The organism is Streptomyces sp. YGL11-2 (genome assembly GCF_050054615.1).
In the GTDB taxonomy this organism is placed as follows: domain Bacteria; phylum Actinomycetota; class Actinomycetes; order Streptomycetales; family Streptomycetaceae; genus Streptomyces.
Map to the genome: position 1 here is coordinate 74158 of NZ_JBNHIN010000021.1, position 18961 is coordinate 93118.

The 18961-nt window shown below is 70.2% G+C and carries 14 protein-coding genes and 1 tRNA gene; 9 read left to right on the forward strand and 6 right to left on the reverse strand.

Annotation, left to right across the window (positions count from 1 at the left end; genetic code table 11):
* The first annotated feature begins 175 nt into the window (after positions 1-175).
* The 6 genes from eno to ACO1BR_RS23605 all read left to right on the forward strand — a co-directional run bounded on the left by eno (position 176) and on the right by ACO1BR_RS23605 (position 7257).
* Positions 176-1456 carry a phosphopyruvate hydratase gene (gene eno, locus ACO1BR_RS23580; RefSeq protein WP_426797074.1) on the forward strand — a complete coding sequence of 427 codons (1281 nt, stop codon included), beginning with the start codon at positions 176-178 and terminating at the stop codon, positions 1454-1456.
* Between the two features lie 170 nt (positions 1457-1626).
* On the forward strand, positions 1627-2082 hold the full coding sequence (locus ACO1BR_RS23585; RefSeq protein ID WP_159503407.1) for an FtsB family cell division protein: 456 nt from the start codon (positions 1627-1629) through the stop codon (positions 2080-2082).
* A gap of 214 nt (positions 2083-2296) precedes the next feature.
* Positions 2297-2899 carry a DUF501 domain-containing protein gene (locus ACO1BR_RS23590; RefSeq protein ID WP_426797075.1) on the forward strand — a complete coding sequence of 201 codons (603 nt, stop codon included), beginning with the start codon at positions 2297-2299 and terminating at the stop codon, positions 2897-2899.
* Positions 2896-3837, forward strand: a complete 942-nt coding sequence (locus ACO1BR_RS23595) for an exopolyphosphatase (protein ID WP_426797076.1) — start codon at positions 2896-2898, stop codon at positions 3835-3837. Before ACO1BR_RS23590 ends, ACO1BR_RS23595 begins: the two co-directional genes overlap by 4 nt.
* Positions 3838-4349: 512 nt before the next feature.
* Entirely contained in the window at positions 4350-5738 is a 1389-nt protein-coding gene (locus ACO1BR_RS23600) for an NAD(P)/FAD-dependent oxidoreductase (RefSeq protein ID WP_426797077.1), read from the forward strand.
* Between the two features lie 199 nt (positions 5739-5937).
* Complete coding sequence (locus tag ACO1BR_RS23605; protein WP_426797078.1) at positions 5938-7257, forward strand: class I SAM-dependent methyltransferase; 1320 nt, start codon at positions 5938-5940, stop codon at positions 7255-7257.
* Between the two features lie 163 nt (positions 7258-7420).
* On the opposite strand, the gene ACO1BR_RS23610 is transcribed toward ACO1BR_RS23605, so the two are convergent.
* Together ACO1BR_RS23610 and ACO1BR_RS23615 are read right to left on the reverse strand one after the other, a co-directional pair.
* Positions 7421-9973, reverse strand: coding sequence for an ABC transporter permease (locus ACO1BR_RS23610; protein WP_426797079.1), 2553 nt, complete (start codon positions 9971-9973; stop codon positions 7421-7423).
* Positions 9974-10026: 53 nt separating this feature from the next.
* On the reverse strand, positions 10027-10809 hold the full coding sequence (locus ACO1BR_RS23615) for an ABC transporter ATP-binding protein (RefSeq protein ID WP_426797080.1): 783 nt from the start codon (positions 10807-10809) through the stop codon (positions 10027-10029).
* A 486-nt stretch (positions 10810-11295) separates the two neighbouring features.
* Here ACO1BR_RS23615 and ACO1BR_RS23620 point away from each other — a divergent pair.
* Positions 11296-11377, forward strand: a tRNA-Leu gene (locus ACO1BR_RS23620).
* Between the two features lie 104 nt (positions 11378-11481).
* Here ACO1BR_RS23620 and ACO1BR_RS23625 read toward each other — a convergent pair.
* A complete protein-coding gene (locus ACO1BR_RS23625) occupies positions 11482-12651 on the reverse strand; it encodes a glycosyltransferase (protein WP_426797081.1) in 1170 nt (389 codons plus the stop codon).
* On the reverse strand, positions 12651-15500 hold the full coding sequence (locus ACO1BR_RS23630) for a bifunctional glycosyltransferase/CDP-glycerol:glycerophosphate glycerophosphotransferase (RefSeq protein WP_426797125.1): 2850 nt from the start codon (positions 15498-15500) through the stop codon (positions 12651-12653). Before ACO1BR_RS23630 ends, ACO1BR_RS23625 begins: the two co-directional genes overlap by 1 nt.
* 555 nt (positions 15501-16055) lie before the next feature.
* Here ACO1BR_RS23630 and ACO1BR_RS23635 point away from each other — a divergent pair.
* Complete coding sequence (locus tag ACO1BR_RS23635) at positions 16056-16886, forward strand: Bax inhibitor-1/YccA family protein (protein WP_426797082.1); 831 nt, start codon at positions 16056-16058, stop codon at positions 16884-16886.
* 84 nt (positions 16887-16970) lie between these two features.
* Here ACO1BR_RS23635 and ACO1BR_RS23640 read toward each other — a convergent pair whose 3' ends face one another.
* Positions 16971-17198 (reverse strand): DUF4287 domain-containing protein, encoded by a 228-nt coding sequence (locus tag ACO1BR_RS23640; RefSeq protein ID WP_426797083.1) that lies wholly within the window; start codon positions 17196-17198, stop codon positions 16971-16973.
* Positions 17199-17296: 98 nt separating this feature from the next.
* Between ACO1BR_RS23640 and ACO1BR_RS23645 the strand changes: the two genes are divergently transcribed.
* Positions 17297-17677 (forward strand): hypothetical protein, encoded by a 381-nt coding sequence (locus tag ACO1BR_RS23645; RefSeq protein WP_426797084.1) that lies wholly within the window; start codon positions 17297-17299, stop codon positions 17675-17677.
* 72 nt (positions 17678-17749) lie between these two features.
* Here ACO1BR_RS23645 and ACO1BR_RS23650 read toward each other — a convergent pair whose 3' ends face one another.
* Positions 17750-18742 carry a hypothetical protein gene (locus tag ACO1BR_RS23650; protein WP_426797085.1) on the reverse strand — a complete coding sequence of 331 codons (993 nt, stop codon included), beginning with the start codon at positions 18740-18742 and terminating at the stop codon, positions 17750-17752.
* Between the last annotated feature and the right edge of the window lie 219 nt (positions 18743-18961).

Genomic DNA, 18961 nt, shown 5'->3' on the forward strand with positions numbered 1-18961 from the left:
CGCCTTCCGCCGCTTTCCCCGCTCAGCGAACAATGCACCCAAACATTCCGTGAACTGGGCCTTTGGCCTGCTTGTTGGGTTTTTCCGTCCCACGGAGCGGGCCGAGGGCGAGCGGATCCGCCCGGGGCCGTTAGGCTCGTGCTGCAGAACTCCAGACACCCATGAAGGAGACAACGTGCCGTCCATCGACGTCGTCGTAGCCCGCGAAATTCTCGACTCGCGAGGTAATCCCACGGTCGAGGTCGAGGTCGGCCTCGACGACGGCAGCACCGGCCGTGCCGGCGTGCCGTCCGGTGCCTCGACCGGCGCCTTCGAGGCCATCGAGCTTCGCGACGGCGACCCGAACCGCTACCTGGGCAAGGGTGTGGAGAAGGCCGTCCTCGCCGTCATCGAGCAGATCGGCCCGGAGCTGGTCGGCTACGACGCGACCGAGCAGCGGCTGATCGACCAGGCGATGTTCGACCTGGACGCCACCGACAACAAGGGCTCGCTCGGTGCCAACGCCATCCTCGGCGTCTCCCTCGCCGTCGCGCACGCCGCCGCCGAGGCCAGCGACCTGCCGCTGTTCCGCTACCTGGGCGGCCCGAACGCGCACATCCTGCCCGTCCCGATGATGAACATCCTGAACGGCGGCTCGCACGCCGACTCCAACGTGGACATCCAGGAGTTCATGATCGCCCCGATCGGCGCGGAGTCCTTCTCCGAGGCGCTGCGCTGGGGCGCGGAGGTCTACCACACCCTCAAGAAGGTCCTCAAGGAGCGCGGCCTGTCCACCGGCCTCGGCGACGAGGGCGGCTTCGCGCCCAACCTCGGCTCCAACCGCGAGGCACTCGACCTCATCCTGGAGGCCATCAAGCAGGCCGGCTACGCCCCCGGCCAGGACATCGCGCTGGCGCTGGACGTCGCCGCCTCCGAGTTCTACAAGGACGGCAAGTACCAGTTCGAGGGCAAGGACCGCTCGGCCGCCGAGATGACCGAGTACTACGAGGAGCTGGTGGCGGCCTACCCGCTCGTCTCCATCGAGGACCCGCTGTTCGAGGACGACTGGGCCGGCTGGAAGGTCATCACCGACAGGCTCGGCGCCAAGGTGCAGCTGGTCGGCGACGACCTCTTCGTCACCAACCCGGAGCGCCTGGCCCGCGGCATCGAGGAGGGCTCCGCCAACGCCCTGCTGGTGAAGGTCAACCAGATCGGCTCGCTGACCGAGACCCTGGACGCCGTCGAGCTGGCCCAGCGCAACGGCTTCAAGTGCATGATGTCGCACCGTTCCGGCGAGACCGAGGACGTCACCATCGCCGACCTCGCCGTCGCCACCAACTGCGGCCAGATCAAGACCGGCGCCCCGGCCCGCTCCGAGCGCGTCGCCAAGTACAACCAGCTGCTGCGCATCGAGGAGATCCTCGACGACGCCGCGGTCTACGCGGGCCGCAGCGCCTTCCCGCGTTTCAAGGGCTGACGCCCTGAAACGCTCGGCGGTCCGCCGCTTCAAGGGCTGACGGCCGCAGCCGCGGCAGCGTCCGTACGTCTTCCGTCCGTCCCCGGCACCGGTCCCGTACCGTTGCCGGGGACGTACGTCGTTGTGGCGACACGGCGGCACGACGGAATCTGAAGGGGAGGCGAGGCCACGTGCCCGCGGACCGGTTCTCCACCGCGACCCGGCTCAAGGCGCTCGGCGAACAGGCCGCCGCCCGCGTCTACCGCGCGAAGCGGCGCCCCCGACGCAACCGCCTCACCGGCCGTGCCGCCCTGCTCGCGCTGGTGATGTGCTCCCTGGTCGTCGCCCTCGCCTACCCGATAAGGCAGTACATCTCCCAGCGTTCGGACATCGCCGACCAGCGCCGCAAGGCCCAGGACGCCGGCGCCGAGCTGAACCGGCTGCGCGACGAGAAGGCCCGCTGGCAGGATCCGGAGTTCGTCCGGCAGCAGGCCCGCCGGCACCTGCACTACGTCATGCCGGGCGAGACCGCCTACACCGTCCAGGACGGATCCGGCGTGCACGCGGCACAGAAGGGGGCGGCGGCGACGCAGCCGCCCTGGTACGAGAAGCTGTGGGACGGTGTCGACGCCGCGGACCAGCGGTAGGCCCTGGCCGCTGGGCCGGGGACCCGGCCCTGGCTCATCGGACAGGCCCCAGCCCGTACTGTCGACACCGGGACCGTCCGCACGGTCCCGCCCGCACGACCCCCGCGGTGGTACGCACCGGGCCCGGCGGCCGGCCGGCCCCGCGGGGCGGTCCGCCGCCCCGCCCGGCACCGCCGCCACCGGACAGAACCCGCCGCCCTCACCGAAAGCGCCCATGGAAACGCCTCCGCCCCAGACCGAGCCCACCGAGCCCACCGCCGCGGACATCGCCGCCTTCAAGGAGCAGCTCGGCCGCCCGCCGCGCGGCCTGCGCGCCATCGCCCACCGCTGCCCCTGCGGGCAGCCGGACGTCGTCGAGACCGCGCCGCGCCTGGAGGACGGCACGCCCTTCCCCACGCTCTACTACCTCACCTGCCCGCGCGCGGCCTCCGCGATCGGCACGCTGGAGGCCGACGGCGTGATGAAGGAGATGACCGAGCGGCTGGCCACCGACCCGGAGCTGGCCGCCGCCTACCGCGCGGCCCACGAGGACTACATCCGGCGCCGGGACGCCATCGAGGTGCTCCAGGGTTTCCCGAGCGCGGGCGGGATGCCCGACCGGGTCAAGTGCCTGCATGTGCTCGTCGGCCACTCGCTGGCGGCCGGCCCCGGCGTCAACCCGCTCGGCGACGAGGCCCTCGCGATGCTCCCGGAGTGGTGGCGCAAGGGCCCGTGCGTGTCCCCCTGCGGCGACGCCCCGGAGGACGCGCAGTCCCCGGCCGCCGCGACCCGGTACACCTCGGAAACCTCCGACGCCCCCGAAGGAGACGCCAAGTGAAGCGGGTCGCCGCCATCGACTGCGGTACGAACTCCATCCGGCTGCTGGTCGCGGACCTGGACCCCGAAACCGGTGAACTCAAGGACCTGGACCGCCGGATGCAGATCGTCCGGCTCGGCCAGGACGTCGACCGGACCGGACGGCTGGCCCCCGAGGCGCTGGAGCGCACCTTCGCGGCCTGCCGCGAGTACGCCGCGGTGATCAAGGGCCTGGGCGCCGAGCGGCTCCGGTTCGTGGCGACCTCCGCCTCCCGCGACGCGGAGAACCGCGAGGACTTCGTCCGCGGTGTCGTCGACATCCTGGGCGTTGAGCCCGAGGTGATCACCGGCGACCAGGAGGCGGAGTTCTCCTTCACCGGCGCCACCCGGGAACTGACCGGCCACCCCCATATCGCACTGCCCTACCTGGTCGTGGACATCGGCGGCGGCTCGACCGAGTTCGTCCTCGGCGACGGCTCGGTACGGGCGGCCCGTTCCGTCGACGTCGGCTGCGTCCGCATGACCGAGCGCCACCTCGTCCATGGCGGGGAGATCAGCGACCCGCCGGCTGCCGGCCAGATCACCGCCATAAAGGCGGACATCGCCGCGGCCCTGGACCGCGCCGAGGAGACCGTCCCGCTGAGCGAGGCCGCCACCCTGGTCGGCCTGGCCGGTTCGGTGACCACCGTCGCCGCCATCGCCCTCGGCCTGGACCACTACGACCCCGCGGCCATCCATCACTCCCGGATCTCCCTCGCCAAGGTCCGCGAGATCACCGAGGACCTGCTCGCCTCCACCCACGCCGAACGCGCGGCCAGCCCGGTCATGCACCCCGGCCGGGTCGACGTGATCGGCGCCGGTGCCCTCGTCCTCCTGTCGATCATGGAGCGCATCGGCGCTGAAGAGGTCGTCGTCAGCGAACACGACATTCTGGACGGCATCGCCTGGAGCATGGTCTGAGCCCCTTGGCCCCGGCCTCTTCGCCGTGCCGGGGCCCGTTCCGGCGGCCGGTGCCGCCGGGCGGTTCGCGGCACGGCAACCACCCCCGGCGAGTGGGATTTTGAGCGGACCGGCCGCCGTCTGAGCGGCCTTCAGGCGGGTTGCGGGGGTTCCGGGCGGGCGGTCGGAAAGAAAGTTCGTGAAATCCTTCACATGAAAAACCCGCCTCATGGGCGAACTATCTGTCCGTCCGACCCTCATTCGAAGGTCCTAAGACCCTCCCGCCCGCGAATTGCCGGGTCTACGGCGCGTTTCCGGTGTGTTACGCGAGTGTGCGCACGAGGCGTGGTTCGGCGGTGTGCGGCGGGACAAGCCCTGATCAACAGGGGTCTCCAACGTGTCGCGTTACACCGTGGTTCCCCAACTTCGCTATGGCGTCGGTCACGGAGCCGGCGGAGTGTAGCAGACGCCTCCTACATTCTTGTGAAGGGGCTCACGAGCGACCCCCCATGTGGGGGTGGATACTCGATTGCATGAGCACCACGGAGCGTCCCAGGATCCTCGTTGTAGGCGGTGGATACGTTGGCCTGTACGCGGCGCGCCGCATTCTGAAGAAGATGCGGTACGGCGAGGCGACCGTCACGGTCGTCGACCCGCGCTCGTACATGACGTACCAGCCCTTCCTCCCTGAAGCTGCGGCCGGCAGCATCTCTCCCCGCCACGTCGTGGTTCCGCTGCGGCGCGTGCTGCCCACGGCGGAGGTCCTCACCGGCCGGGTCACCACCATCGATCAGGACCGCAAGGTCGCCACCGTCGCGCCGCTGGTCGGCGAGGCGTACGAGCTGCCCTTCGACTACCTGGTCATCGCGATGGGTGCGGTCTCCCGTACCTTCCCGATCCCCGGGCTGGCCGAGAACGGCATCGGCATGAAGGGCGTGGAGGAGGCCATCGGCCTGCGCAACCACGTCCTGGAGCAGCTGGACAAGGCCGACTCGACGACCGACGAGGAGGTCCGCCGCAAGGCGCTGACCTTCGTCTTCGTCGGCGGCGGCTTCGCGGGTGCGGAGACCGTCGGCGAGGTCGAGGACATGGCCCGCGACGCCGCGAAGATCTACAAGAACGTCAAGCGCGAGGACATGCGCTTCCTGCTGGTCGACGTCGCGGACAAGATCCTCCCCGAGGTCGGTCCGAAGCTCGGCGCCTACGGCAAGGAGCACCTGGAGTCCCGGGGCGTCGAGATCTACCTCAAGACCAGCATGAAGTCCTGCGTCGACGGCCATGTCGTCCTCGACAACGGCCTTGAGGTCGTCTCCAACACCATCGTGTGGACCGCCGGCGTCAAGCCGAACCCGGTGCTGTCCCGCTTCGGTCTGCCGCTCGGCCCGCGCGGCCACGTCGACACCGCGGCCACCCTCCAGGTGCAGGGCAGCGACTACATCTGGGCGGCCGGCGACAACGCGCAGGTCCCCGACATGGTCGGCCGCAAGAACGGCAACGAGAACGCCTGGTGCCCGCCGAACGCGCAGCACGCGCTGCGGCAGGCCAAGGTCCTCGGCGACAACGTCGTGTCCGGCATGCGCGGCTTCCCGCAGAAGGAGTACAGCCACGCCAACAAGGGCGCGGTGGCCGGTCTCGGTCTGCACAAGGGCGTCGCGATGATCGTCATGGGCAAGACCAAGATCAAGCTCAAGGGCCGTCTCGCCTGGTACATGCACCGCGCGTACCACGGCATGGCGATGCCGACGTTCAACCGCAAGATCCGGGTCTTCGCCGACTGGACCCTTGCCATGTTCCTCAAGCGCGAGGTGGTCTCGCTCGGCGCCATGGAGAACCCCCGCGAGGAGTTCTACGAGGCGGCCAAGCCGGCGCCCGCCCCGGCCGCGGCGGCCGGTGGCGACAAGCCGAAGGCCAAGGCTTCCTGAATTCTCCGGTCGGTACTCCGACCAGCCCGAAGGGCGTCCGCCATCCGTGGGGCGGGCGCCCTTTGGCGTGTCCGGTGTGGCGAAAACCGGACGTATTGCGGTTCTCTTGCTGGCGAACGGGACTAACTGGGCGCCCACTTGGCGTTTACGTGGTGGGTGAAACTTCTTTGCCCGACTCGTCAACACGGAGGTGTGCGACATGGCCGACGCCGCTGTACGGCTCACCAAGCTCGCCGGGGAGGTGCTGGGAGCCCCGTTCCCGGTGCGGATCCGCGCCTGGGACCGTAGCGAGTCCGGCCCGCCGGGGGCACCCGTGCTGGTGGTCCGCAACCGCCGCGCGCTGCGCCGTCTGCTGTTCAAGCCGGGCGAGTTGGGCCTGGCCCGCGCCTGGGTGGCCGGCGACATCGACATCGACGGCGACCTCTACGAAGCGCTCGACCGCCTCGCCGGACTGATCTGGGAGCGCGGCGCCGCCGCCCCCAAGCCGCAGCGGGCCGCCGTCCTGCGGGCGCTGGCCCGCCCCGAGATCCGCGCCGCCGCCCGGGAGCTGCTGTCCCTGGCCGGCGCCCCCGTCCCGCCCGCCCCGCCCGCCGAGGAGGCCCGTCCGCACCGCGGCCCGCTGCATACCCTGCTGCGCGACAAGGCGGCCATCAGCCACCACTACGACGTCGGCAACGACTTCTACGAGCTGGTGCTGGGCCCGTCGATGGTCTACTCCTGCGCGTACTGGGGGACCGGTGAAGGCGGCGCCGCCTCCCTGGAGGACGCCCAGCGCGACAAGCTCGACCTGATCTGCCGCAAGCTCGGCCTCAAGGAGGGCCAGCGGCTGCTGGACGTGGGCTGCGGCTGGGGCTCGATGGTGCTGCACGCCGCCCGCGAGTACGGCGTACGGGCCGTCGGCATCACGCTCTCCGAGGAGCAGGCCACCTACGCCCGGAAGCGGATCGCCGACGCCGGGCTCGCCGACCGGATCGAGATCCGGGTGCAGGACTACCGCGAGGTCCGCGACGAGCCCTTCGACGCGATCTCCTCGATCGGCATGGCCGAGCACGTCGGCCGGGCCCGGTACGCGGAGTACGCGAGCGCCCTGTACGCCCTGCTGAAGCCCGGCGGGCGGCTGCTCAACCACCAGATCGCCCGCCGCCCGCTGGCCGACGAGGAGACGTACCGCGTCGACGCGTTCATCGACCGCTATGTCTTCCCGGACGGCGAGCTGGCGCCGGTCGGGCGGACCGTCGGCCAGCTGGAGGAGGCCGGCTTCGAGGTGCGCGACGTGGAGGCGATCCGGGAGCACTACGGGCTGACGCTGCGGCGGTGGGTCGCCAATCTGGAGGCGCACTGGGCGGCGGCGGTACGCGTCACGTCCCCCGGGCGGGCCCGGGTCTGGCGGCTCTACATGGCCGCGTGTGCGCTGTCGTTCGAGCGGAACCGCATAGGGGTCAACCAGGTGCTGGCGGTCCGTACGCCGGACTCCGGCGCCTCCGGGCTGCGCCTGCGGGCGCGCGACTGGCGTGGCTGAAACGGGCGCCGCGCGGCCCCGCGGACGGCCCGGTGGGGGTCGGCGGCGGGCGGCGTACGGCCGAGGGCCCCGGTGCCACGTTGCCCGTGGCACCGGGGCCCTCCGGCCCTCCCGGGAGCACGCGCGGCCGTCCCGGCGGCCCCGCGCGCTCCCGCCGCCGTGACTACTCGGCCTTGATCGCCTGGAGCATGTTCAGCCGGGCCGCCCGGCGCGCCGGCCAGAGCGCGGCCAGCACGCCGACGACCGCGGCCATGGCCAGGAAGACGCCCATCCGGCCCCAGGGCAGCACCAGTTGGTACGTCGGCAGCGAGCCGCCGATCAGCTCACCGGCCGCCCAGCCGAAGAACACGCCCAGGCCGATGCCCAGCACCCCGCCGAAGAGCGAGATCACCAGCGACTCCAGGCGCACCATCCGCTTGATGCCGCGGCGGTCCAGGCCGATGGCGCGCAGCATGCCGATCTCCTGCGCCCGTTCGAAGACCGACATCGCCAGGGTGTTGATGACGCCGAGCACCGCGACGATCACGGCCATGGCCAGCAGGCCGTAGAGCATGTTCAGCATCAGGGTGAAGACCTGGGCGATGGCGTCGGAGACGTCCTTCTTGTCCGCGACGGTGATCGCCGGGTTCTTGCCGAGCGCGGTGACCAGCTTGTCCTTGGACGCGGCGGTCGCGCCGTCCTTGGTCTTGACCATCACCTGCATGTCGGTGATGTGCTTCTGGTGCGGGGCGAGGGTGGCGTTGTCGAGGATGATGCCGCGGATCATCTCGTTGCCCTGGTAGACGCCCGCGACGGTGAGCGTGCCCTGCTTGCCGTCCTCGAACGTCACCGGGAGGCGGGAGCCGGTGTGCCAGCCCTTCGCCTTGGCGGTGGTGTCGTCGATGACGGCGCGGTCGCCGCTGAGGGTGCCGAGGGCGCCCGAGGTGAAGTCCAGCGCGGTGAGCTTGCCGAAGTCCCTGCCGTTGACGCCGGTCAGATACTCGGTGCCGGTGCCTATCCGGGACACGGAGTTGCGCAGCGGGCTGGACGCGGTGACCTCGTCCATGCCGGCGATCTTCTTCGCCACGTCGGGGGAGAGCGGTGTCCGGCTTGCCATGGAGACCACGTAGTCGGCCTTCAGGGAGGCGGTGGCCATCTTGTTGATGCCCTGCTGCACGCTGCCCGCGATCACCGTGAGTCCGGTGATCAGGGTCAGCCCGACCATCAGCGCGGAGGCCGTGGCGGCGGTACGGCGCGGGTTGCGGACCGCGTTCTGCCGGGCGAGGACGCCGGAGATCCCGAACATCCGCAGCACGGGGGCGGCGAGCGCGATCAGCGGGCGGGACAGCAGCGGCGTCAGGATGAACACGCCGATCAGCAGCAGCGCGGCACCGGCGGCCATGGTGGCCTTGCCGTCGGACATGCCGGTCGCGACGAGGACCGCGGCGGTACCGGTGCCGGCGAACAGCGCGCCGATGGTGTTCCGGACCACCAGCGACTTGGTGGTGGCGGTGGCGTGCACGCTGTTCATCGCGGCGACCGGCGGGATCTTCGCGGCGCGCCGGCCCGGCAGCCAGGCGGCCAGGACCGTGACGACGATGCCGACCAGCAGGGACGTGAGGATCGTGGACGGCGAGATCACCAGCGGGCCGTCCGGCACCTTCGCGCCGGTGCTGCTCATCAGCGCGCGCAGTCCGGCGCCGATGCCGATACCGGCCACCAGGCCCGTCACCGCGGCCACCGCGCCGACCACGGACGCCTCGATCAGCACCGAGCGGGTCACCTGGCGGCGGCTGGCGCCGACCGCGCGCATCAGCGCCAGTTCCTTGGTGCGCTGGGCGACCAGCATGGTGAAGGTGTTGGCGATGATGAAGACGCCGACGAAGAGCGCGATACCGGCGAAGGCCAGCAGGCCGGTCTTCATCCCGTCCATGCTCTGGGCGATCATCTTGGCCTGGTCGTCGGCGAGTTGCCTGCCCGTGGTCGCCTCGGCGCCCTCCTTGGGCAGCACCTTCTCGACCGCGTCCCGCAGGGCCGTCTGGGACGTACCCGGTGCGGCCTTGACGTCGATCTCGCTGAACTCGCCGGGCGCCGCGAACATCTTCTGGGCGCTGGCGGTGTCGAACAGCGCGAGGCTGCCGCCGGCCGCGACGGTGCCGTCGTCGGTGGTGAAGACGCCGGTCAGCTTCTGCTCGCGGACCGGTCCGTCGACGGATATCCGGACGGTGTCGCCGACCTTGTAGCCGGCCCGGTCCGCGGTGTGGGCGTCCAGTGCGAACTGGTCGGCGCCCTTGGGGGCGGCGCCGTCCCGCATCGGATAGCGGGCGTCCTTGCCGTCCTTGCCGGGGAAGTAGTTGCTGCCGCGGGTCGTGAAGCCGTCGCCGATCAGCTTGCCGCTCTTGTCGGCGATGGCGGTGAAGCCGGAGACGGTGCCGGTGGCGGAGGCGGCGCCGGGCACGCCGGCGGCCGCCTCCAGCAGCTTCTGGTCGAGCGGGGAGGGCGCGCCGGGAGCACCGGGCGCGCCGGGTGCGCCCGCCGCGGGGTCGGAGGAATGCCGCTGGATGGCGACGTCGACGTTGTCGAAGCCCTTCTGGGAGCTGGACTGGAACGCGTCGGAGATGGTCGAGGTGAAGACCAGGGTGCCGGAGACGAAGGCCACGCCGAGCATCACGGCGAGAACGGTCATCAGCAGCCGGGCCTTGTGCGCGAGCACATTGCGCAAGGCGGTACGGAACATGGGTGGTCAGTCCTGGAGGAGAGGTCCGGGGTGGCGGAGTCGGCTGCTGTCGGTCAGCTCGTACGGCCCTTGGCGTCGAAGCCCTTCATGCGCTCCAGCACCATGTCGGCGCTGGGGTCGGGCATGTCGTCGACGATCCGGCCGTCGGCGAGGAATATGACGCGGTCCGCGTACGACGCGGCGACGGGGTCGTGGGTCACCATCACCACGGTCTGGCCCAGCTCGCGCACGGAGTTGCGCAGGAAGCCCAGGACCTCGGCGCCGGAGCGGGAGTCGAGGTTGCCGGTGGGCTCGTCGGCGAAGATGATCTCGGGCCGGGAGGCCAGCGCGCGGGCGACCGCGACGCGCTGCTGCTGGCCGCCGGAGAGCTGGCTGGGGCGGTGCTTGAGGCGGCCGGACAGGCCGACGGTCTCCACGACGCGGTCCATCCAGGCCCGGTCCGGCTTACGGCCCGCGATGTCCATGGGCAGGGTGATGTTCTCCAGCGCGGTCAGTGTCGGGAGGAGGTTGAACGCCTGGAAGATGAAGCCGATCTTGTCGCGCCGCAGCTGGGTGAGCTTCTTGTCCTTCAGCCCGGTCAGCTCGATGTCGCCGATCCGCGCGGAGCCGCCGGAGATGGAGTCCAGACCGGCCATGCAGTGCATGAGCGTCGACTTGCCGGACCCGGAGGGGCCCATGATCGCGGTGAACTGGGCCTGGCGGAAGTCGACGGAGACCGCGTCCAGGGCGACCACCTGGGTCTCGCCCTGTCCGTAGACCTTGGTGAGATCCGTGGCGCGGGCGGCCACCGCGGTGCTGCGGCCGGCGGTGATGACGCCGGAGTGGGTGGTGGTCACGGGAACGGGCTCCTGTCGGGAGGGGTCCGGCCGCCTCGGTGCCGGCCGGGCGGCCGGCGAAGCGGGCAGAAGAACAACGGCTTCCATCGTCCGGCAGGGAGCAGGGCCGGTACGTCAACCCGTGTGACCGTCCTTGGACCACCCCAGGGGATTAGCCGACCACGCCTCCGTCATCCCTGGGTAGGAGTCGGACCCTGATGCCGTGACAGCTTCCGGGGCGCCCGGCGGGCGGCGCCGCATGGGTCGGACGGCGGATCGAACAGGCGTCGGAGGGGCGTCGACTTTCCGTCAATTCGGGGTCGAATTTCGCCGTGGTACGCAACGCCGAACATGGGCATCAGGCATGTGCCGGAGGCCCTGGCGGTGGCTGATGCACCCTCAGTTGCCAATAAAATAAGACAACCTCGGGATGAGTGGCAGATGTGCCCCGTGCGCTGCGGGCTACGCTCGTGCTGCCTTCTTTGAGGCGGCATGGGGGGACCCCAAGCCCGGATGGTGGAATGCAGACACGGCGAGCTTAAACCTCGCTGGCCTTCGGGCCGTGCCGGTTCAAGTCCGGCTCCGGGCACTCCCCGCGAGCAGCGGGGACAAAGACCACCACATACCTGAATTTTCAACGAGAACGGGCCGCCGGTGAAAACCGGCGGCCCGCGGCGTTTAAGTACCGGCGGCTCAGCGCTCCACGAGCGCGAACAGCGCCTCCCAGCGGCCGACAATCTCGTCGGTCGAGAACCGCTGGATGTTCTCGCGGGCCGCTTCACCCATCGTGTCCCGCAGCTCCTGGTCGGACATCAGGGTGTCCAGGTGCCGGGCGAACTCGGTGACATTGCCCGGAGGCGCCAGGAAGCCGTCGGTACCGTCCGTGATGATCTCGCGGACACCCGGCGCCACGTCGAACGCCACACACGGCACCGCGGTGGCCATCGCCTCCATGGGAGCGAGCGGGAAGCCCTCGCCGCGCGAGCTCAGCGCGAAGACCGCGCTCTCGCGCAGCGCCCCGGCCACATCGCTCGTCCGGCCCATCCACTCGACCGAATTGGTCACCCCGAGCTCGGCCGCCTGCTTGCGCAGCGCGTCGGCCTCCTCACCGGAGCCGTAGATCCGCAGCGTCCAGTCCGGGTGCTGCGACGCGACCTTGGCCCATGCCTCCAGGAGCAGGTCCACGCCCTTCTCCTCGTGGAGCCGGCCGATGCTGGCCACGACCTTCCGGGAGCGGTCCGAGGGGACGTCAGGAAAGAAGGGCAGCGGGTTCGGCATGAAGCCGACGTTGTCCATCCGCTGCCGGATCCACTGGTCGGCGTCCTCACGGGTGAGCGGCAGCATCCGGTCGACGTCCTGGTAAAACCGCTTGACGCGCGCGAACCGGGACGAGCGGCGGCAGGTCTCGAAGGACTCGTGGCTCATTCCGATGACCGCGAGGCCCGCGGTGTCGGCGAGCGCGACCCACTCCATCGCCCACACCTGCGTGACGATCACGATCCCGCCCGGCCGGGCCGCCCGGAACAGCGCGCTCATCTTGGCCGCCTGCTCGTGCATCCCGGCCTCGCGGGCGGTCCGCCGACGCTGCTCGACGAGGTTCAGCTTGTCCTTGAGGCCGCGAACGGGGCGGACGCTCGGCGGGTGCACGTCATAGAGCGTGGTGGTCTCGTACGGCAGGTCGGCGGCCAGTTCGTGGACCCGCCCCTCGGGCGGCGGCACGATGCCGACGACGTGCACGTGATGGCCCTGCTCGACGAACAGGCGCGCCATCTGGTGCGACCAACTGGTGATTCCGCCCAGCTCGTTGACGCTGTTGGAGACGAAGAAGACGTCCCGCGGCCCGGCTGCGTTCGACTTGGTCATCAACGGCTCCACTGCGCAAAGAACTGGTCGACGATGCTCTGTGCGGCGTCGCCCCGGTCGTATTCCCCGAACTTGGCGACGAATTCCTTGCGGTCCTTGGCGTATTCCAGCTGCTGGGTCTCGAAAGACTGCATGGTCTCGAAGAAATCTTCCTCGGTGCGCACCACCGGGCCCGGCGCGTGCTCCAGCAGATCGAAGTACGTTCCGCGGCCCTCGTGCACATATTCGTCGTAGTCGTAGGTGAAGAACATCAGCGGCCGGTCGAGCAGCGCGTAGTCGAACATCACCGAGGAATAGTCGGTGACCAGGCCGTCCGCCAGCTCCAGGATCGGGGAGATGTCGTGCTGCGCCGACACGTCGATGACCCGGCCCTGCACCGTCGGCGGCAGCACCACGTGGTTGAGGTAGTGCGAGCGCACGAGCAGGACGTAGCGGTCACCGAACTCGTCGGCGAAGCGCTCCACGTCGAAGGGGAGGGCGAACCGGCCGTGCCGGCCCCCCGCCTTGCGGAACGTCGGCGCGTACAGCAGCACGGTCTTGTCCGCCGGAATGCCCAGCTCCGCCGCCAGCGCACCGCGCTCCCGGCGGCCCAGCTCGGCCTCCCGCTGGCGGGCCCGCACCAGCGCGTCGTTGCGCGGATAGCCGACCCGCAGCAGGGTCTTCTCCTTGAGGCGGAACGCCTTGGCCAGGGTCCGGGCGTCGTGCTCGGTCCGGCACAGGAACCGGTCGAAGCGGTCCAGCGACTCCTGCTGCTCGGCCTGCTGCTGGCGGGTCTGCGCCTTGAGCGAGGGCTGGTCGAAGCCCATGTTCTTCAGCGCCGAGCCGTGCCAGGTCTGGATGTAGGTGGTCTCGGGGCGCTTGGTCAGCTTGAGCGGGTAGCTCTGGTTATCCACCCAGAACTCGGCCTGCGCGAGCGCCTTGAGGTACTGCAGCGACCAGCGCTTGACGAGGGTCGCGTCCTTGGGGAAGTCCTTCGGGGACCCGGCGTACGCCCAGATCGCCTCGAACTCCAGGCCCTGCCGGCGCATCTCCTCGTAGATGGCGCGCGGGCTGTCGCTGTACTGCTTGCCCAGGTGGCTCTCGAAGACCACCGTGCGCTTCTTGATCGGCAGCCGGCTGAACACCTCGTGGTACGCCCGGAGCTTGCTGTCCCCGGAGGTGAGGGTCTTGCGCAGCGCCTTCGCCTTGCGGAAGCCGCTCTTGGCCAGCGTGCCCGGCTTGCCGCGCACGCCCCTGGCGATGAACTCCTGGACGCGCTCGGCGCTGCGGCCCTCGCTGATCAGGCGGAACGCCAGGTGCCCCTTGGAGGAGGCATGCGGCTCGATGTGGTCGGCGACCATCCGGGTCAGCCGCGGCCGGACCGGCAGCGGGCCGCCGGCCAGCTCGGTGTCGGAGACGGTGAGCCGGGACGTGGTGCGCGCCCCGTTGACGTCCAGGGTCAGTCGTACGTCCCAGATGGTGTCGACGATGCCCAGCGGGCGCAGCTGCGCGGTGATGTCCGCGGTGGTCTCCCAGTGGATGGCGTCGCCGTCGTGGCGCACCGTCCGGACCGGGAAGGTGAACGACTGGAGGCTGCGCCGGCGGGCGCTGAACTCCAGCTCGGCCTTCAGCTTCGCGCCCTCGGGGATCACGCCGAGCGGGTTGGTGATCCGCCCGGCCAGGGAGACCGCGCTGCCCGCCTCGGAGAAACGGGTGATCTGGTTGCGCAGGAACAGCTGGTTGACCGGCTTCTCGTGGTAGCCGACGTCGGTCACGTCCAGCACCCGGCGGCCGAAGGCGTCGTCGAAGTGGCCGTCGCACCAGTAGATCCGGCCGTCGTGCTGGGCGAGCGGCGAGGAGACCTTGTCGCGGTTGATGAGGGTGTCCACCGCCGGGATCAGGTTCTCCCAGTCGCCCTTCTGGAGCAGGTAGGCGCAGATGGCCTGAATCGGCAGGACGCGCTCGTACGCCTCGGGCGCGATGCTCGCCAGGTACTCCCGGGAGAGCTCGGCGAACTCCTGGCGGTAGGCGTCGTCGCGGAAGGGCAGGTCCCGCAGGTGCAGCACGAGGTCGTGCTTGAGGAATTTGACGTCCTTCGCGAGCTTCATGCCGGTGAGGCCGCGCTGCTCCAGCAGGGCGTCGATGCGCCGGTGGACCTCAAGCCGGTGGATGTAATTGGTCATCTCGTGCCGTCGGTTCGTCACCGACTTCACGGTGGCCTGCTCGTGGACGTGCCAGAAGTAGACCTGATTGGGAATCAGCGTGATGCGCTTCGCCGCCAGATAAGCGTCGGCGATAAACATCAGGTCTTCGTAGAACATCCCCTTGGGGAAACGGAGATCGTTCTCGACGAGGAAATCGCGGCGGTAGCACTTGTTGGTGGAGAGGGTGTCCCACACAAAAAGGTCCGGCAATTCGGTAACGGAATCCAGCGTGCGGGTCGTGGAATACAGCCAGGAGTACCACTCGTCGCGCTTCTGGTTACGGGTGTCCTTGTGCAGCCGGACACACAGACCCGAGACGATGTCCGAGCCGGATTCCTCGGCGGCCTCCAGCATATTGCGGCAGGCGTTGTGTTCCAGGACGTCATCGCTGTCCAGGAACATGACGTACTGTCCCCTGGTGTGCTGAATGCCGACGTTGCGCGGCTCGCCGCCGGCGCCGCTGTTCTCCGGCAGTTGGAAGGCCCTGACCCGCTCGGGGTGGGTGGCTGCGAGCTGCTGCGCGACGTCGAAAGAACGGTCGGTGCTGCAATCGTCGACGATCACCACCTCGACGTCCCGGAGTGTCTGATCCAGTACGGACTGGACCGCGGTCGGCAACCGGTCGGCGTCGTTGTAGACAATGACGACTACTGAGACGTCAGGCACAGGCACCTCAACCCTCTTTCGCTGCTGTTTCCGGCAAGAATAGCCCCATCTCCACTCGGGGTTTACGACCGCCCGCACCCGGTCCGTTACGGGTGGTGACGGGGTGGTGCGCGAGGAAGGGCAGGTTCCGGCTAGTGGGTAAGACGGCGGCCGGGGTCAATCGGTTGCGTCCGCGCCTTGCGATCAGACATTTATCGGATTCCGATCATGCCGGTGACCCGGGGCTGCCGGAGTTGACACTGCGGGAAATGCCCGTTCGATCGCGACGGGAAAAGATCGATTACCCGGATTTTGTCCGGACCCGCACGCGGGTCCGCTCGGCCGCCGCGTTGACGGCGGAGTGGCATATGACACAGCGGCAGATGTGACGAAGGCGGCGCCGCCCGGCAACTCGCCGGCCGATACGGGCACCACCGGGCCCTCCCGAACGTCCTCCATGCAGGAGATGTGTCCTCCGTAACTCAGGGGAAGATCCTGCCCAGGTACGAGAGACGTGTCTTTGCCAAGCCATTACGCTGGCGTCAAGGCCGCGCAGGGCGGCCATGGAGGAGTGAGATGAGGAGCAGCAACCCGGTCTTCTCGCGACGGGGGTTCAGCCGCGACACCGGCTACGCGGGCTTCAACGCACCGCCGCAGGCCGGGGGCCCCGCAGCCAACCCGTACGCCGGAGCCAACCCGTACGCCACCCAGGCGCCGCAGTACGCACCGCAGTACACCCCGCAGACCCGACCGATGACGATGGACGACGTCGTCACCCGCACCGGACTGACGCTCGGCACGGTCATCGCCGGCGCCACCGTCGGCTGGGTCTTCCTGACCGGCCAGCTCGCCTTCGCCATGGGCGCCGGCCTGGTCGCGATGGTGCTGGGGTTCATCCAGTCCTTCATGCGCAAGCCGGTCCCGGCGCTGATCCTGGGCTACGCGGCGCTGGAGGGGGTCTTCCTCGGTGCGCTCAGCGGCTTCATCAACGACCTGCCGAAGATGAACGGCGCCCCGATGCAGGCGGTGCTGGGCACGATGGCGGTGTTCGTCGCCATGCTGGTCGCCTACAAGACGCGCATCGTGCGGGTCACCGAACGCTTCACCCGCTTCGTGATGATCGCGGCACTGGGCTTCGTCCTGCTGTCGCTGGTGAACGTGCTGTTCATGGTGTTCGGCGGGGGTGACGGCCTCGGCTTCCGCAGCGGCGGCCTGGGCATCGTCTTCGGCATCGTGGGCGTGGTCCTCGGCGCGCTGTTCCTCGCCATGGACTTCAAGCACGTCGAGGACGGCATCGCCTACGGCGCACCGCGCGAGGAGTCCTGGCTGGCCGCGTTCGGCCTGACCCTGACCCTGGTGTGGATCTACTGGGAGATGCTGCGGCTGATCTCGATCCTGCGCGACTGACGCCGGACCGCACACCGCACAAAGGGCCCGCAGGCAACCGCCTGCGGGCCCTTTGTGCATTCCGGGGGCACTGCCGCACCCGGATCAGAACTTGCGGGCGGCGCGCCTGAGATCGTGTTCGTGGACGATCGCCTTGGCGTGTCCGTGCGCGAGATTGTGTTCGCCGCGCAGCCAGCTGACCTTTTCGTCGAAGCGGAAGAGAGCGGGGCCTTCGTCAACAGTGCGCAGCCATTCGGAGATTTCCCGGCCGGTGCACTGCGGGATACGGGAGAGCATGTTCCGGTGGGTCTCTTCGGAGTGGAGCTGAGACATCGGCGCCTCCGGACGCGGTCGATGCTGGTTCTTTCGCTCACCGTGCCTGAGCGTTGGGCCATTGGCAACCACCCGGGAGTGGCGCATAGGCTCACGACGTGCTTGACGTGATGCCTTTGCAGACCGCCGTGGACGCGCTCGCCGACCGCCTGCGGTCGCTGCCGCAGAGCGCCCTGCGCCGCGGGGCCGCGGCCGAAGGGCTCGCCCTGGCGCGGAAGTTGGCGACCCGCGCGCAGCTGATCGAACGCCCCGGACAGCGGCCCCACGAGTTCCCGGACGAGGGGATCTTCGCCGCCGGCGATCAGCTGGCGGTGGCCGGCCACGATCTCGTCGAGGCCCTGCGCGTCGCCGCGGCGGCGCCCGCCGCGGGGACTCCGGACGCCGCCGGGCCGGTGGCCGAAGCTGACGCGAAAGTGGCCCCCGCCGAACACCTGGCGGAGGCCGTGCGATGGGTCCGGGACGCGGCGGGACGCTGTTAGGGCGGGTCCGGCGGGTCGGGGTCGGCAAGGCCCCGGGGACGGTCCGGGCCGGGCCGCTGCCGGTCCGGCGGGTCAGAGGGAGGCGATGACCCGGTCGGCGAGGATGTAGACGGTCTCGTCCGGGTCCTCGCCCCAGGAGAACGTCAGGGCGTAGCCGCCGGAGACACCCGAACCGCCCAGGAGGACGGGGGCGTGGCCCGCGTGCAGCGCGCCGGCGACGCGCTCGGCGGTCTCGCGGTGCCCGGGGGTCAGGCACAGCGTGGTGCCGTCGGCGAAGACATAGACGTCCAGGGTGCCCAGCGGTCCGGGGCGCACATCGACGAGCGGAGTGCTCTCGCGCGCCAGCTCCTCCAGGCGCGCGACGGTGCGCTCGTGGTCGCCGATCGCCGGGGTGGGGGAGAAGTCCGGGTGCGAGGGGTGGCGCCGTCGGGCGGCGGCCAGCTCGGCGGACTCGGTCTCCTCGGCCAGCTCGAACTCCGGCGTCTCCAGAGCCTCCAGCGCCTCCACGGACTCCAGGGCCTCGAACGACTCCAGTGCCGCCAGCGGCTCCAGCGCCTCCGGGCCCAGCAGCGGCTCCAGCCCGGCGAGATCCGCCTGGCGGGGCACGAACGGCTGGGTGTCGAGCCGGTCCGGCTCCAGCCGCTCGGGCAGCTCGCGCCGGCCCTCGCGGCCGTCGAGCGGACCCTCGTCGCCGAGGCCGGCCAGCCCGCCGAGCAGCGACGGGGTGTCCGTCGCGTTCATGGAGTCCCGCGCCTCCTGCGCGGCCCAGAAGGCGCGGGCCTCGGCCAGCTCGCGCTCCCGTTCCTCGGCCAGCGCGTCCGCCACGGCGGCGCGTATATCCGCGAGGGGGGTCTCGGCGGCCGGGACGGCACGGGCAGCGGGGATCGCCGCGGCGGCCAGCCGCGCGTCCTCGGCGCGGGCTTCGGCGTCCGCGCGGGCGGCGACGAGGTCGGCGTGCAGCGCGCCGATCTGGCGGCGCAGCGTACGGGCGGTGTGCAGGGCGACGGCGCCCAGCACCACCGCGACGGCCGCGGCCAGCAGCAGGACGAGGGTGGTGACGCTCATGCCGAAACCTCGCTTCGCTCGGACTTCCCCCGGCCGTCGGCCGGGGTGCCCCCCTTGATGCGCTCGCTCACGGACCCACGCGTTCGCTGTAGCGGCTCGCTCACCGGCGTACTCCCGTTAGCAGATTGTTCCCCGACTTCCTACATCAGCCTGGCCATGGTCGGCGACCTTTCGCGGTGCAATTTGCCCCGAAATGGCCGGGCATCAGGGCTTCGTATG

Coding starts and splice junctions, on each gene's coding strand:
- ACO1BR_RS23590 (WP_426797075.1), top strand. CDS start 2,297: ATGGAAACGCCTCCGCCCCAGACCGAGCCCACCGAGCCCACCGCCGCG.
- ACO1BR_RS23600 (WP_426797077.1), top strand. CDS start 4,350: ATGAGCACCACGGAGCGTCCCAGGATCCTCGTTGTAGGCGGTGGATAC.
- ACO1BR_RS23605 (WP_426797078.1), top strand. CDS start 5,938: ATGGCCGACGCCGCTGTACGGCTCACCAAGCTCGCCGGGGAGGTGCTG.
- ACO1BR_RS23610 (WP_426797079.1), bottom strand. CDS start 9,973: ATGTTCCGTACCGCCTTGCGCAATGTGCTCGCGCACAAGGCCCGGCTG.
- ACO1BR_RS23625 (WP_426797081.1), bottom strand. CDS start 12,651: ATGACCAAGTCGAACGCAGCCGGGCCGCGGGACGTCTTCTTCGTCTCC.
- ACO1BR_RS23635 (WP_426797082.1), top strand. CDS start 16,056: ATGAGGAGCAGCAACCCGGTCTTCTCGCGACGGGGGTTCAGCCGCGAC.
- ACO1BR_RS23640 (WP_426797083.1), bottom strand. CDS start 17,198: ATGTCTCAGCTCCACTCCGAAGAGACCCACCGGAACATGCTCTCCCGT.
- ACO1BR_RS23650 (WP_426797085.1), bottom strand. CDS start 18,742: ATGAGCGTCACCACCCTCGTCCTGCTGCTGGCCGCGGCCGTCGCGGTG.